Below are 15120 nucleotides of genomic sequence, written 5' to 3'. Positions count from 1 at the left end.
CCAAACAAACGGCCCATACGTGAGCTGAGAGCCGTTCGGCTCCCGCAGCTTCGGGTACCAAGCCCTGACCGGTGCCCGTAGGGGCGGGACGGTGCCTTCCGGCACCGTCCCGCATCCCCGAAAACACGCTCCCCTCCCGTTCATCCAGCTCCTGCCGTGGCAATGAGCCCCGCGCCTCTCCGCGAAATGCGCCGCCCGGTGCATTTCGCGTTTCAATGCCGCGCAAAAATGCTCTAGAGCCGGAACCCGGAGCAACCGCACGCGCACGCTGGAACTGGAGGCCGAGTTGGCTGGCAGCATCGCCATTACCGTCGAGGACGGCATCGCCCGTCTGGTCCTGTCGAATCCCGAGCGGCGCAACGCCATTTCGAGCGGCATGTGGCAGGCGCTCGCGGCGTTCGCCACGGAAGCCGCGCGCCGGCACGACATCCGCGTCGCCATCCTGCGCGGCGAGGGCGCGCTCGCCTTCTCCGGAGGGGCCGACATCTCCGATTTCGACGCCGCCCGTTCCGACGCCTCCGGCGCCCAGAGCTATGACGACATCGTGGAGAGCGCCTGCGCGGCCATCGAGGCGCTCGCCTTCCCTACCCTCGCGCTGATCCACGGCGCCTGCGTCGGCGCCGGCGCGGCCCTGGCATCGAGCTGCGACCTGCGCATCGCGGCCGACGACTCCTTTTTCGCCGTCCCCGCCGCACGCCTCGGCCTCGGCTACGACCCGCGCGGCCTGCCGCGCCTGCTGCGCGTGTTCGGCGGCCAGGGCACCCGGCAGCTCTTCTTCACGGCAGAACGGCTCGCCGCGGCGCGCGCCCATGAGATGGGCGCCATCGACCTGCTCGCGCCTGCCGGTGAAGTGGATGCGGCCGCCGACAAGCTCGCGCTGCGCATGGCGGAGAACGCCCCTCTGACCCTCAAGGCCGCGAAGCTCTCCATCCGCGCCGCCGAGAGCGCGCACGGCGCCCTGCTGGCGGAGGCCAAGCGCGCCACCGGTGCCGCCAACGCCAGCGCCGATTACCGGGAAGGCCGCCTCGCCTTCGCCGAGAAGCGGGCTCCGCGCTTTACCGGAGCCTGACGCTCCGCTCCTCCCGCCTCCGGACGGGAGGAGCGCTTTGGATATGTCGCACACCGCATTGGACAGGATGAGACCCGGACGATATTGTCCGCGGCCTCCCGTCTTGGGGCGTAGCCAAGTGGTAAGGCAGGGGATTTTGATTCCCCCATTCCCAGGTTCGAATCCTGGCGCCCCAGCCAGTTTCTGGATCCAAGCCAGCAGCATTCCGCGGGTCATCGCGCCACGAAGGGGCGGCCCGTGAAGCGCGCCGGAAGGGAGCCCGGCTTGAGTTTCGCGCGCGCCAATCGCGCTCATGTCGCGCTGACGGGCATTCTTCCTGCCTTCAACGCGCTCTCATTCGCAACGCCTCACGGGCAGCCGGAATCGGGCTGGCCAATCGCCGGCGAGCCCCCCCGAACGTGACCGCTCAGCTCGGCGACGAGGTGGCGGCAGCGGGCGCGGCGGCATCGTGCGCGGTCTGCTTGGCCGCCTCCCGAAGCACCGAGAAGAACGCGCGCGAGGCCTCGTCGGACTGGATGGAAAAACCCTCCAGCACATAGTTCAGCGTGCCGAGCCGCGGCAGGCCCACCTCCGCCGGGATCTCGGCGATGCCGGGCGTGCGGAAGCTGCGTCCGATAGCCATCACGCCGAGCCCGGCCTCCGCCGCCGCCAGCAGGCCGAGAAGATTGCTGCCCTCGGCGACATTCACCCAGGCGCGCCGGGCGGCGAGCAGGGCCGCTTCCGCGAGATCGCGGGTCATGCTCGGCTTGGTGTAGGTGATGAGGGGCAGCGGCTCTCCAACGGGAGGCAGCGCCTTGTGCCGGCCCACCCACGTCAGTTGCTCCTGCCACAGCACCTCGCCGCTGCCTTCCTGGTGGCTCTTGCCTAGAATGATGTCCACCTCGTGGGAGCGCAGCGCATCATGCAGATGCTCGTTGCGGCCGGTGATGAACTTCAGGGCGAAATGCGGGAACTGATCGCGGAAGATGGCCAGCACCAGCGGCAGCCGCGTGGTCGCGAACTCGTCCTCGATGCCCACCTTCAGCACCCCCTTCACCGCCGGACGCAGGAGGTGCTGGCGCGCGTCCTCGGCGATGGCGAGGATGGAGCGGGCGTAAATCAGCATCGCCTCGCCGTCGACGGTCAGGTCGACCCGGCGCGTGGTGCGGCGAATGAGCTGCCGTCCGAGCCGCTTCTCCAGCCGCGTGATGCGCTGGCTGATCGTGGACTGGGAGCACCCGAGCTCGACGGCGGCGAGGCTGAAGCTGCGCCGGGTGGCGACCGCATCGAATGCCCGAAGCTCATCGGTGTCTATGAGATTATCGTGTTCCGCCATGCTCAGACCGTCTGCTCCGCCTGCAAAGCCGCGCGCTCTTGGTAGCATGCCTGCAGCCACGAACCAGCCCCGGCACGGAAATCCCGAACATTCATCGCAAAGCAGAATAAGTATTCCATAAAAAATAATGTATATTCGAATAAATGATATAAATTCACGAATCTTGAAAATATTTTATATTTTTTGTTTTTATGAAAATAAGAGCCGCTCCATCACACCGCACACTCTTAGATTGACTGCGACCGAAAGACGAAATTTCCGGATCGCACGCATTGGACACTCATGCGGTAATCCACAGTCTTCCGACATTCATGAAGAGGCGAAAGACAAAGCGATTTGAATGGGCTGATGACCGTGCGCCTCCGCAGAGCCAGCCTTCCGGGGCAAGCGGGGCCCGGCGACGTTCACCACCATGCGCCCGCTGAGGCGAGCCGTCCGGTGCACTCGCGAAATATGAAGCCGGCATCGAAGCTTCGCGGCCCCACCCTTCCCATTTGGGATATGGCACTTCGCATCCGCATACGCTTACCTATCGATCCCAGGTGGCGCCTGCCTGCAGCCACACCGAGGATGCAAATCCCTCGAAGATGTGACGAAGTTACGTAAAGTTAAATAAAGATGGGTCGACTGCCTTAATATTATCGTCGTCTTAAATCTGTAAATGAAAATACGTCATGTCGATGCACCCCTGCGCGCATCATCTGAAACGCTGAAAACAGAGGTGAAGATGTCCGAGGCGACCATTCGTGACGTCACGTTCGCGCTTCTGCGGGAACTCGGAATCACAACCATGTTCGGAAATCCGGGCTCCACGGAAGAAACCTTCCTGAAGGATTTTCCCAGCGATTTCCGCTACATCCAGACCCTGCACGAGGCCTCGGCCGTGGGTGCCGCGGATGGATACGCGCAGGCGACCCGCAAGCCCGCCCTGGTGAACGTGCACACCTCCGCCGGGCTCAGCAATGCCATGAGCAACATCCTCACGGCATTCCAGAACAAGACCCCGCTCATCATCACCGCCGGCAACCAGACCCGCGACATGCTGCTGATGGAGCCCTGGCTCACGAACGTGGAGCCCTCCCTCCTGCCGCGGCCCTGGGTGAAGTGGAGCTACGAGCCGGTGCGCGCCGAGGATGTGCCGGCGGCCTTCATGCGCGCCTACGCCACTGCGGTCCAGGCGCCGGCGGGCCCGGTGTTCCTCTCCATCCCCCTTGACGACTGGGACAAGCCGGCCAGCGCCCCCGCGGTGGTGCGCACGCTGGCCACCCGCATCGCGCCGGACCCGGCCCGCATCGCCGATTTCGCCGCGGCGCTTTCCGGAGCGAAGAATCCGGCCCTGATCTACGGATCGGCCATCGCCCGCGGCGCAGGCTGGCCCCAGGCCATCGCCCTCGCCGAGAAGCTCCAGGCCCATGTGTTCGCCGCGCCCGCATCCGAGCGCCCGCCGTTCCCGGAAGCCCATCCGCTCTACAGCGGCGGCCTGCCCTTCGCCATCGGCCCGCTGGCGAAGAAGCTCGAAGGCTATGACGTCGCCATCGTGATCGGCGCGCCCATCTTCCGCTATTATCCTTATGTGCCCGGCCCCTACCTGCCGGAAGGGCTGCGCCTGCTGCACATCAGCGACGATGCCGCCGAGACCGCCCGCGCCCCGGTGGGGGACAGCCTGGTGGGTGACGCGGTGCTGGCCGTGGAGGCACTGGAGAAGCTGGTGACCGCGCGCGCGGCGCCGACGAAGCCGGTGACCCGGCAGCCCCACGGCGCCGCGCCCCATCCGGCGGCGGCCCCGGTCGATACCGCCGGCGTGATCGGCGCCCTCGATCTGTTCAAGACGCTGCGCGCGGCCACGCCGGCCGATACCGTGCTGGTGGAAGAATCCCCCTCCAACCTCGGCGAGCTGCATGCGGCGTGGCCGGTGGAGCGGCCGGACTCCTTCTACACCTTCGCCAGCGGCAGCCTGGGCTGGAACCTGCCGGCCAGCGTCGGCCTCGCCCTCGCCGAACGCGACAGCGGCCGCAACCGGCCGGTGCTCGCCATCATCGGCGACGGCTCCTTCCAGTATTCCATCCAGGGCCTTTGGACCGCGGCGCAGCACCAGCTGCCCGTCATCTTCGTGGTGCCGCGCAACAGCCAGTATTGCATCCTGAAATCGTTCGCGGTCCTGGAAGAAACGCCCGGCGTGCCGGGGCTCGACATTCCCGGGCTCGATTTCGTCGCGCTGGCGACGGGCTACGGCTGCGCGGGCGTGCGCGCGCAGACGCTGGACGAGGTCCGCGCGGCGGTGGCCGAGGCGCTCACCCGCAAGGGACCGACCGTCATCGAGGTGCCGATCGCGCCGAGCATCCCCCCGCTGCTCTGAGCGGCCCGCGACATGGCGAAAGCCCCGCCCGGAGCAGTCCCGGCGGGGCGCCATGCCGCGCGCATCGGGCAGCCATAGGCGGGCCGGATCATCCCCATCCGACCGCTCCACCCCCCACTTTCCGGCCGTAGACCGGAGACCGTCCCACCCGACGGAGACGCGTGCCATGCTGGAAACCATCGTCACGGCCCTGCTGCCCATCGTCGTCACCCTCATGCTGGGCTTCTTCGCCGGTTGGGAGCGCAGCTTTTCCCAGGACCAGGCCACGGTTCTCAACCGCATGGTCATGCTCTACGCGCTGCCCCTGCTGCTGTTTGCCGGCATCCTCGGCACACCGCTGGCGGAGATCGGCAGGAACGTGCCGCTGTTCATATGGACCACGGTCGGCATGGTGGGCGGGCTGGTCCTCGTTTTCGTCGTCTCGCTCCTGTTCCGCTCTTCGGCCAAGCTGGCGGCGCTGCGCGCCATCGCCATCGCCGGCCCGGCCGTGCCCTTCGTCGGCACTCCGGTGCTGGGCGTGCTCTATCCCTCGGACGCGGACCTCGCCATCGCCGCCGGCAGCCTGCTGATGAACCTCGTGCAGGTGCCGCTGGCGCTGATCTTCCTGGTGGGCAGCGGCGCGCAGGGTGCCCCGGGGCGGAGCCCGCTGGCGACAGCGGCGGCGAGCGTCGTCAAGGCCGTCAGGCAGCCGGTGGTGTGGGCACCGGTGCTGGCATTCGTGCTGCTGCTGGCGGGCCTCGATCTGCCAAAGATGCTGAAGGGCTCCTTCATCCTGCTCGGACAGTCCACCGGGGGCGTGGCGCTCTTTGCCGTAGGCGTCGTTCTGTTCTCGCAGAAGGTGAGCGTGTCGCTGCCCGTGGTCGTCAACGTGGTGTGCAAGAACCTGCTGCTTCCGGGCATCATCCTCGCCGCGATGGTCTTGCTGGCGGTGCCCGCCGCGGAGCGCGGGCTGGTGGCCGTCACGCTCGCCATTCCCACCGCTTCCATCGCCGTCATCTTCGCGGTGGAATACAAGTGCGGCGAGCAGGAAATGGCTTCCACCCTGTTCTGGAGTACCATTCTATCGGTTCTGTCCATGGGCGTGTTCATCTGGATCACGGCATAGCCACGTCCAGACGCGAGGGCTCCCGCAGATGGCGAGCAGCGGCGCGGCGTGCCGCTTCAACGACACCCGACCCCAACCAACCGGAGGAGTTTCGATGACCGACCTCGTACAGCCGATCGTGGGCACCAAGGGCGCGACCATCGCGGGGCCGCGCAACCCCCAGGTGGAGGCGCAGAACCCCGACATCCTGATCCCGCCCGCCACCGACAACGGGGGCATCCCCAATCTCAAGTTCCCGTTCGCCATGGCCCACAATCGCCTCGAGGACGGCGGCTGGGCGCGCGAGGTCACCATCCGCGAGCTCGGCGCGCTCAAGGAACTGGCCATCGTGAACATGCGCCTCGGCCCCGGCGTGGTGCGCGAGCTGCATTGGCACAAGGAGGCCGAATGGGCCTATGTGGTCCAAGGCCGCGTGCGCTTCTACCTGGTGGACGACCAGCGCCAGGTGCTGGTTGAGGATCTCAATCCCGGCGACCTTTGGCTCGCCCCCGCCGGCTTCCCCCACGCCATCCAGGGCCTCGAGGAAGGCACCGAGTTCGTGCTGGTCTTCAATGACGGCAATTTCTCGGAAAACCAGACCCTGCTCGTCACCGAGCTGTTCGCCCACACGCCGCGCGCCGTGCTCGCGAAGAACTTCGGCGTGCCGGAGAGCGCCTTCGAAGGCATCCCGACCTCGGAGAAGTACATCTTCCGCCTGCCGGTTCCCGGCCCCATCGAGGAGGTGCGCCGGCAGCTCGGCGCCGCCTCGATGACGGGGAAGTATGTGTTCCGCGCGTCCGAGGTGCCGTTCAATGCCTTCCCTGGCGGCGGCACCAAGATCATCGATTCGAAGAAATTCGAAGTGACCAACATGGCGGCACTGATGATCGATCTCGAACCCGGCGGCATGCGCGAGATCCATTGGCACCCCGATGCGGACGAGCTGCAATATTATCTCGGTGGAAAGGCACGCATGACGGTGTTCGACGCAGTCAACAACGCCCGCACCTTCGACTACACCTCCGGCGACGTGGGTTATGTGCCGAAGACCCTGGCCCACTATATCGAGAACATCGGCGACGAGCCTATGCGCGTGCTGAACGTGTTCAACAAGGGCGAGTACAGGGACGTCTCGCTGAACCAGTGGCTGGCGCTGACCCCGCAGGAACTGGTGAAGGGCCACCTCGACATCGGCGAGCCCTTCACCTCGTCCTTGCGCCAGGGCTACAGCCCCGTGGTCAAGGGATAACGACGAAAAGGCCGGTATCGCGAGGGCCCAGGCCCGCGATCCCGGCGCCGATCAGCCCCGGCCGGACAGCGTGCCGCCGGCCGGGGCGCCGCGGATGACCCCGCAAAACGTGATGCGGCTCGCCATTTGCGATGGCGAGCCGCATCAGGGCATGACACCGCCATTTCCGCCTCACGCAAGCCGGGCTGCTCCACCCGACAACGCTCCCGCGCGCGCCGCGCTACCGCAGGCATCGGCCACGGCGCCACGACACCTGAAGGCGCGATGAGCTTCATATATTTATTATGACATGCAGCCAACCTGCAACCATATGTATTGAACTCTCGATAAATTCAATAATTACGATAACCCTCCATTGACCCACGCAGATTGAGCACTATTTTCGGCACCGACAATGCTGAAATAAATCGCGAAAGCTCACATGAACGGGCTTATCCTTCATCCTGCACCAGGATGAGCCCAAACTCATTTGGTGATCTAGCGGTGGGCTGAAACGACGCAGACCTGCTGGAGGGGCAGCTTGGCGCCACTCCGTCAGGTGGCGTGTGCTTGACCGGTAACGTCAGGATCGGAGATCACACGATGGCAGACAAAGCGGCAGCAGACTATCCGGCGCTTCAGGACAGCCCGGTCGGGATCGAGGCGAGCGGCCTTCGTCACGAGACGGACTCCATGGGCGGTATCGATGTGCCGGCCGATCGGTACTGGGGCGCACAGACCCAGCGCTCGCTGGTCCATTTCTCCATCGGCGACGACCGCATGCCGAAGCGCGTCTACCACGCCTATGGCTATGTGAAGAAGGCGGCGGCGCTGGTGAATGCGGCCGCCGGGCGGCTGCCGGCCTGGAAGGCCGAGGCCATCGCCCGCGCCGCCGACGAGGCCATCGCCGGCAAGCTGGACGACCATTTCCCGCTCTATGTCTGGCAGACCGGCTCCGGCACCCAGTCCAACATGAACGTCAACGAGGTGCTCTCGAACCGCGCGATCCAGCTGCTCGGCGGCACGCTCGGCAGCAAGGCTCCCGTGCACCCCAATGACGACGTCAACATGGGGCAGTCCTCCAACGACAGCTTCCCCACCGCCATGCACATCGCGGCGGTGCTGGAGATCGACGAGGTGCTCACCCCGCGCGCGACCGCCCTCGCCGAGGTGATCGAGAGCAAGGCGCAGCAGTGGATGGGGGTGGTGAAGACCGGCCGCACCCATTTGCAGGACGCGACCCCCCTCACCGTCGGCCAGGAATGGTCGGGCTATGCGGTCCAGATCCGCGATGCGCTGGCCCGGATCGAGGCCTCCAAGAGCGGTGTCTACGAGCTGGCGGCGGGCGGCACCGCCGTCGGCACCGGGCTCAACGCGCCGAAGGGCTTCAGCAAGGAGATCGCGGACAAGATCGCCGAGCTGACCGGCCGCCCGTTCGTGACCGCGCCCAACAAGTTCGCGGCGCAGGGGTCGCTGGACGGCATCGTCGCCGTCATGGCCGCGGTGCGTGGCCTTGCCGTCGCGCTGATGAAGATCGCCAACGACATGCGCTGGCTGGCCTCCGGCCCCCGCTGCGGCCTCGGCGAGCTGATCCTGCCGGCGAACGAGCCCGGCTCCTCCATCATGCCGGGCAAAGTCAATCCCACCCAGTGCGAAGCCATGGTGATGGTCTGCATCCGGGTGATCGGAGAGGACAACGCCGTCGCCTTCGCGGGCAGCCAGGGCAATTTCGAGCTGAACGCGATGCGGCCGATCATCATCGAAAGCGTGCTGCACGCCGTCCGCATCCTGGGCGATGCCTGCGAGAAGTTCCGCCTCTACTCGGTGGAAGGAACGGAGCTGAACCATGCCCGCATCGACGCCATGGTCGGCCAGTCGCTGATGCTGGTGACCGCCCTGTCGCCCGTGATCGGCTACGACAAGGCCTCCAGGATCGCCCACATGGCGAACGACGAGGGCACGACCCTGAAGGAAGCGGCCCTGAAGTCCGGCTTCATTGACGAGAAGCGCTTCGACGAGATCGTCAATCCGTCCGCCATGGTCGGAGACGGCGTCGCGGGCGCCTGAGGGCGACGGGGACCGGCCGGGAGCCGGCGCGCGCCCCGCGCGCCGGCGGCGGCGGACACCTCCTTCAATTCCAGCCCGCCGGGCGACCGGCCAAGAGGCATGGAAGCAGCAACCACCCACTCCTGCCAATTTTGAAAGGCGACAGCCATGTTCAGCAGACAGGCCAAGGTCATCAAGGACGGCAACGGCCGGCGCATCACCACCACCGCACGCGGCTACGACGTGCTGCGCGACCCCGCGCTCAACAAGGGCACGGCCTTCTCCCTGGCGGAGCGCAAGGCCCTCGGCCTGCAGGGCCTGCTGCCGCCGGTCGTCACGACCGAGCTCGAGCCCCAGCTCGATCGCGCCTACCGGGCGTATCACGCGGCCCCGACCGACCTCGCCAAGCACATCTACATGTGGCGCCTGCACGACGACAACGTCACGCTGTTCTACGCGCTCCTGCAGCGTCACATGCTGGAAATGCTGCCGGTGGTCTATGACCCCGTGGTCGGCGAGGCGATCGAGAAATACAGCGAGGTGATGACCCGCCCGCGCGGCGTGTTCCTGAGCATCGACGATCCGGCTGGCGTGGAGGCGAAGCTGGCGGACTTCGGCGCCGGTGCCGACGACATCGACCTGCTGGTGGCCAGCGACGCCGAGGAAATTCTCGGCATCGGCGACTGGGGCTCGAACGGCATCGACATCTCCATCGGCAAGCTTGCGGTCTACACCGCGGCGGCCGGCGTCGATCCGCACCGCGTCATTCCGGTGGTGCTCGATGTGGGCACCGACAACGAGAAGCTGCTCAACGATCCCTTCTATGTGGGCTATCGCCACAGCCGCGTGCGCGGAAAGGCCTATGACGACTTCATCGACGCCTATGTGACCGCGGCGAAGAAGCTGTTCCCCAAGGCCATGCTGCACTGGGAGGATTTCGGCTCCACCAATGCCCGCCGCATCCTCGGCCGCTACCGCGACAAGGTCGCGACCTTCAATGACGACATGCAGGGCACCGGCGCCATCGTGCTCTCCGGCCTGCTCAATGCCGTCGCCCGCACCGGCACCGCATGGACCGAGCAGCGCGTGGTCGTCTTCGGCGCCGGCACCGCGGGCGTCGGCATCGCCGACCAGATCCGCGACCTGATGGTCCGCCACGGCCTCTCCAAGGAGGACGCCACCCGCCGGGTGTGGCTGGTGGACCTGCCCGGCCTGCTCACGGCCGACATGACCGACGGCCTGCTCGACTTCCAGCGGCCCTATGCGCGGCCTGAGGCGGAAGTGTCCGGCCTCGCCCGCACCCGCTGCGAGGCGATCCCCGCCGCCGAGACCCGCTGGCCCGAGATGTCGGCGCTCCGCGCGGCCGCGATCGCGAAGGGCGGCATCATCGACCTCGCGACGGTGGTGGCCGCGGTGAAGCCGACCATCCTCATCGGCACCTCCACCACGCCGCAGCAGTTCACGGAGGAAATCGTGCGCTCCATGGCCGCCCATGTGGAGCATCCGATCGTCTTCCCCCTCTCCAACCCCACCCTGCTGCACGAAGCCACCCCGACGCAGATCCTGACCTGGACCAACGGCAAGGCGTTCGTCGCCACCGGCGCGCCGTTCGACGACGTGGTGCTCGACGGCGTCACCTATGCGATCGGCCAGGCCAACAACGCCGCCCTATATCCGGGGCTCGGGTTCGGCGTCATCGTCTCCCGCGCCTCCATGGTTTCGGACGAGATGATCTTCGCCGCCGCCCAGGCCGTCGCCGGCCAGGCTCCGGAGGCGGCGCCCGGCGCCTCGCTGCTGCCGTCGAACGCGGACCTGCGCATCACCTCCAGCGTCGTCGCCATCGAGGTGGCGCGCACGGCCATCCAGCAGGGCCTCTCGAAGGAGAAGCTCGACGGTCTGGTCGAGGACGTGCGCGAGGGTCAGTGGTGGCCGGTCTACGACCCGGTCGAAGCGGTCTGACGCCCAGCCACCCCAAAGTGGCGAAGCCGCGGGTGCCCCGGCGCCTGCGGCTTCGCGCCTCCCGTCCGGCGGCAAGCGGCCCGAGACCTTCCGGCGCCCCGCCGCGGGAATGATCTCCCCGCGCATGTCCTGAGAACATCTTGCCTTGCAGCCCCTCCCGGCTGTACCTCTCGCTGGGAAGTCGGGTGGAGACGTTCTCCGCACGTGGCGCCCGGGCCGAACCGGAAACGCCCCAGCCGGATCGTCCGCCGCCGTCCGGCCTTGCTCGCGGGCCTGCTCCGGCCTCGGCGCCAAGGGGGAAAGCAGCATGGCCATCTCGCGAACCGCCACCGGCGCTCTTGTTGCCCTGTCTCTCGCCATCGCGCTCCCGCTGCCCCCGGCCTGGGCGGAGCCCGCGGCGCCGATGATCGAGCTCCATTACGCGCCAGCGGAGGATCTGGAGCGCATCGACGTGGCGCTCATCGGGTCCGCGCGCGCGAGCATCGACATGGCCGCCTATTTTCTCACCGATCCGGCGGTGATCGATGCGCTCCTGGAGGCGGCGAAGCGCGGCGTGGCGGTGCGGGTCGTGCTCGACCCCACCCACGAGCAGGCCTATGCGCTGCTGGCGCCGCTGGGCGAGCGCGTCCGCAAGAAGCCGCACCGTCCGATCATGCACCTCAAGGCGTTCGCGGTGGACGGAAAGGTGCTGCGCACCGGCTCCGCCAACTTCAGCACCAATGCCTTGAAGCAGCAGGACAACGACCTCCTCATCCTGCGCGATCCCGCGCTCGCGAAAGCCTATCTGGAGGACTACGAGCGCATCTGGAACGGCGCCGTGCCCCTTCAGTAGGGTCGGGCGCGGCCTATTCGGCGAGCGCCGCCTCCAGCCGGTCGGCCACCGTGCGCAGCACCTTCACGCGGGCGAAGTGCTTGTCCTCCGCCTCCACCAGCGTCCAGGGCACGGCGGGGGTGGAGGTGCGGTCCACCATCTCGGTGATGGCCGCCTCGTAGAGCGGCCACTTCTCGCGGTTGCGCCAGTCTTCCGGGGTCAGCTTGAAGCGCTTGTAGGGAATGGCCTCGCGCTCAGCGAAGCGGCGCATCTGCTCCTCCTGGCTGATGGCCAGCCAGAACTTCGCCACCACATAGCCGGCGTCGGCGAGCTGGGCCTCGAAATCGTTGATCTCGCCATAGGCGCGGCCCCACTGCCCGGGCGTGACGAGCCCTTCCACCCGCTCCACCAGCACCCGCCCATACCAGGAGCGATCGAAGATCACGGTGTGCCCGTGGGCGGGGATGTGGCGCCAGAAGCGCCACAGATAGGGGCGCGCCAGTTCCTCGTCCGTGGGCGCGGCGATGGGGTGCACGCGGAAGCGCCGCGGGTCGAGCGCGCGGCGCAGGCGCATGATGGTGGAGCTCTTGCCCGCCGCGTCGCTGCCCTCGAAGGCGAGGACGAGGCCGCGCTCGGCGAACAGAGGGGAGAGCGTGGCGCGGGTGATCCGGCTCTGCTCGTGCGCCATCTGCTCCTCATAGTCCGCCTTCTCCAGCCGCTGGCTCAGATCGAGCGTGGAGAGGATGGAGAAGGCGGGCAGCGCCTTGGGCACATGGGTGGGGCTCGGCGTGGGGCGGGGCGCGCTGGCGCCGCCGTCGGCGGTCATGGTCCGCAGCGTCTCCAGCAGCACGCTGCCCACGGTCGCGTCGCGATAGGCCTCGTCGGCGGCCGGCACCACCTGCCACGGCGCGAAATCGGTGGAGGTGAGGCGGGCGGCATCCTCCGCCGCCAGCTCCAGGCGCCGACGCTCCTTCGCGCCGGAAAGCTCCGCCCATTCGCGCACCACGGGGCGCTGGTAGACGCCCTCGCTCAACGCCTTCAGGCGCTGGCGCGCCTCCTCGGGGTCCACATAGAGCCACAGCTTCAGCAGGCCTACCCCCTCGGCGTGGAGCATGGCCTCGAAGCGGCGGATCTCCTCCATGGCGCGCACGAGCCCCGAGCGCCCCACCTCGCCCAGCGCCCGCCGGCACAGCGGCCGGTGATACCAGGTGCCGAGCATCATGCCGATCTCGCCGAACGGCGGCAGGCCACGCCAGTATTTCCACATGGAGGGGCGGCCCGAATCCGGGCTGCAGGGCGCCTCGAAGGTGAGGGTTTCCAGCTTGCGGACGTCGAGCCACTCATAGAGCCGGTTGAGCACCGCGCCCTTGCCGGCGCCGTCCGGCCCCTGGATCAGCACCAGGAGGCTGCGGCGCTTCTGGTCGATGAGCTGGGCCTGCGCGTTGAGCAGGTCCTCGCGCAGGCTGGGCTCCAGGGCCTTGAAGGCCGCCTTTTCCAGCCGGTGCTCCACCTTGGCGGATTCGAACATGGCAGCGTCATCCCCCCACGGGCGAGGCCGCGCCGGCCTCGCTTCACATGCGCGCCCTCAGGCCGAGACGACCTTCTGCGCGCCGGAGGAGGGAACCTTCACCCAGGCCTCGCCGTCCAGAACCACCTCGCCCTTCACCGAGCAGACGCAGGACAGGCGGGCGCGGCAGCGCTCGGGAATCAGCTCCATCACCTTGACCTCGACGTCCACCGTGTCGTCGATGCGCACGGGCGCCCGGAAATTCAGGGTCTGGGAAATGTAGACCGCGCCAGGGCCCGGCAGGCGCGTGCCGAGCACGGCGGAGATGAGGCCGGCGGTGTAGAGGCCGTGCGCGATGCGGCCACCGAAGGGAGTCTTCGCCGCGAAGTGCTCGGAAAGGTGGATGGGGTTGCGGTCGCCCGTCAGCTCGGCGAAGCCGACGATGTCGGAAGACGAGACCGTCTTCGACATGTGCTCGGTGCGACCCACCGTGAGGTCTTCGAAATAAAGATTCTGCAGCTCGAGAAACATGGGGCGCACCCGTCAAGGTCCAATCGGGGCGCGGACCTTAGATCATTTCCCCATGCCGGGGAAACCGCCCGACAAGAAGAAAAAGCGACAGCCTGGCTGTCGCTTTCTTCCTAGCGCCTGCGGCGGAGAAGGCTGGTCGCGCCCTCACTGCGCGGCGGAGCGCAGCTTGTGCATCAGCGCTTCGAGCTCGGAATCCTTCGCCTTCGGCAGCAGGATGTTCACGCGCACCAGCATGTCGCCGTGGCCGCCGGTGGTGTTGGGCAGGCCCTTGCCACGCAGGCGGAAGACGCGCCCACCGGAGGTCCAGGCCGGAATGGAAAGCTCCACCGTGCCCGACAGCGTCTCCACCCGCGCCTTCGCGCCCAGGACGGCATCGGAAAGCGGCACATCCAGGTTCTGGCGCAGGTCGTCTCCGTCGCGCTCGAACACCGGGTGCGGCGCGTAGGAGATGGTGACGTAGGCATCGCCCGGCGCGCCACCCATGACGCTGACCTCCCCCTGCCCCTTCAGGCGCAGGCGATGGCCCTCGCGGGTGCCGGCGGCGATCTTGATGTCGATCTGCTTGCCGTTGGGCAGGCCCACGCGCTTGCTGGCGCCGTGGGTGGCCTCCTCGAAGGTGACGGGCAGCGATATCTCCATGTCGTCACCTGCGGGGGGAGCGGAACCGCCGCCAGCGCCGCGGCGCTGGCGGCCGAAGCCGAACAGGTCTCCCAGGTCGTCGAAGCTGGAGCCGCCCTGGCTGCCCGCGCCCCCGCCGCGCCGCGAGCTGCGGCGCGCGCCGTCGGGGCCGAACGAGAAGCTCTCGAAGATGGTGTCGCCGTCGAACCCGGAGAAACCGCCCGGACCGGAACGCCGCCCGCCGCCGAAGCCGGAGAACTCGGGCGCGCGCGGCTTGCCCTCCGCGTCGATCTCGCCGCGATCGAATTGGCCGCGCTTCTCCGTGTCGGAGAGGATCTCGTGGGCCGTGTTCAGTTCCGCGAACTTGTCCTGGGCCTTGGGATCGTCGGCGTTGGCGTCGGGATGCAGCTTTTTCGCCAGCCGCCGGTAGGCGCGCTTGATCTCGGCTTCGTCGGCGGTCTTGGAAACGCCGAGGACGTCGTATGGATCACGCATGAAATCTCACCTCGCCGGCCGGCGCTCAGGCGGCCGGCCGCGTCCAAGATGTGGGTCGGCCTTAACCAAATTGCAACACTTATGCCGCGCTACCCCCGAGA

At 67.6% G+C, this 15120-nt stretch carries 11 protein-coding genes and 1 tRNA gene; 8 read left to right on the top strand and 4 right to left on the bottom strand.

Annotated elements, in window-relative coordinates; all coding sequences use genetic code 11:
- Window positions 1-286 precede the first annotated feature (286 nt).
- Together V5F75_RS12010 and V5F75_RS12005 are read left to right on the top strand one after the other, a co-directional pair.
- Window positions 287-1069 (top strand): enoyl-CoA hydratase-related protein, encoded by a 783-nt coding sequence (locus V5F75_RS12010; RefSeq protein WP_394037133.1) that lies wholly within the window; start codon window positions 287-289, stop codon window positions 1067-1069.
- A 104-nt stretch (window positions 1070-1173) separates the two neighbouring features.
- Window positions 1174-1248, top strand: a tRNA-Gln gene (locus tag V5F75_RS12005).
- 227 nt (window positions 1249-1475) lie between these two features.
- On the opposite strand, the gene V5F75_RS12000 is transcribed toward V5F75_RS12005, so the two are convergent.
- Entirely contained in the window at window positions 1476-2384 is a 909-nt protein-coding gene (locus V5F75_RS12000; RefSeq protein ID WP_394037135.1) for a LysR family transcriptional regulator, read from the bottom strand.
- Window positions 2385-3174: 790 nt separating this feature from the next.
- Between V5F75_RS12000 and mdlC the strand changes: the two genes are divergently transcribed.
- From mdlC to V5F75_RS11970, 6 genes are all read left to right on the top strand, one after another.
- Window positions 3175-4740, top strand: coding sequence for a benzoylformate decarboxylase (mdlC, locus tag V5F75_RS11995; protein ID WP_509212068.1), 1566 nt, complete (start codon window positions 3175-3177; stop codon window positions 4738-4740).
- Window positions 4741-4906: 166 nt separating this feature from the next.
- Window positions 4907-5845 (top strand): AEC family transporter, encoded by a 939-nt coding sequence (locus tag V5F75_RS11990; protein WP_394037139.1) that lies wholly within the window; start codon window positions 4907-4909, stop codon window positions 5843-5845.
- 94 nt (window positions 5846-5939) lie between these two features.
- The gene (locus tag V5F75_RS11985; RefSeq protein WP_394037141.1) at window positions 5940-7073 is read left to right on the top strand and encodes a cupin domain-containing protein; all 1134 of its coding nucleotides are present in this window, start codon (window positions 5940-5942) and stop codon (window positions 7071-7073) included.
- 582 nt (window positions 7074-7655) lie between these two features.
- On the top strand, window positions 7656-9119 hold the full coding sequence (gene fumC, locus V5F75_RS11980) for a class II fumarate hydratase (RefSeq protein WP_394037143.1): 1464 nt from the start codon (window positions 7656-7658) through the stop codon (window positions 9117-9119).
- Between the two features lie 147 nt (window positions 9120-9266).
- Window positions 9267-11057 (top strand): NAD-dependent malic enzyme, encoded by a 1791-nt coding sequence (locus V5F75_RS11975; protein WP_394037145.1) that lies wholly within the window; start codon window positions 9267-9269, stop codon window positions 11055-11057.
- 307 nt (window positions 11058-11364) lie between these two features.
- The gene (locus V5F75_RS11970) at window positions 11365-11889 is read left to right on the top strand and encodes a phospholipase D-like domain-containing protein (protein WP_394037147.1); all 525 of its coding nucleotides are present in this window, start codon (window positions 11365-11367) and stop codon (window positions 11887-11889) included.
- 13 nt (window positions 11890-11902) lie between these two features.
- Here the strand turns inward: V5F75_RS11970 and pap are convergent, their stop codons facing one another.
- The 3 genes from pap to V5F75_RS11955 all read right to left on the bottom strand — a co-directional run bounded on the left by pap (window position 11903) and on the right by V5F75_RS11955 (window position 15019).
- Window positions 11903-13396, bottom strand: coding sequence for a polyphosphate:AMP phosphotransferase (gene pap / locus V5F75_RS11965; RefSeq protein WP_394037149.1), 1494 nt, complete (start codon window positions 13394-13396; stop codon window positions 11903-11905).
- A gap of 57 nt (window positions 13397-13453) precedes the next feature.
- Window positions 13454-13906 carry a MaoC family dehydratase gene (locus tag V5F75_RS11960; RefSeq protein ID WP_394037151.1) on the bottom strand — a complete coding sequence of 151 codons (453 nt, stop codon included), beginning with the start codon at window positions 13904-13906 and terminating at the stop codon, window positions 13454-13456.
- 144 nt (window positions 13907-14050) lie between these two features.
- Window positions 14051-15019 (bottom strand): DnaJ C-terminal domain-containing protein, encoded by a 969-nt coding sequence (locus V5F75_RS11955; RefSeq protein ID WP_394040988.1) that lies wholly within the window; start codon window positions 15017-15019, stop codon window positions 14051-14053.
- Window positions 15020-15120 lie beyond the last annotated feature (101 nt).

This window comes from Xanthobacter albus (assembly GCF_043194895.2).
Classification (GTDB): Bacteria; Pseudomonadota; Alphaproteobacteria; order Rhizobiales; family Xanthobacteraceae; genus Xanthobacter.
This window is presented reverse-complemented; position numbering and strand designations above follow the sequence as displayed.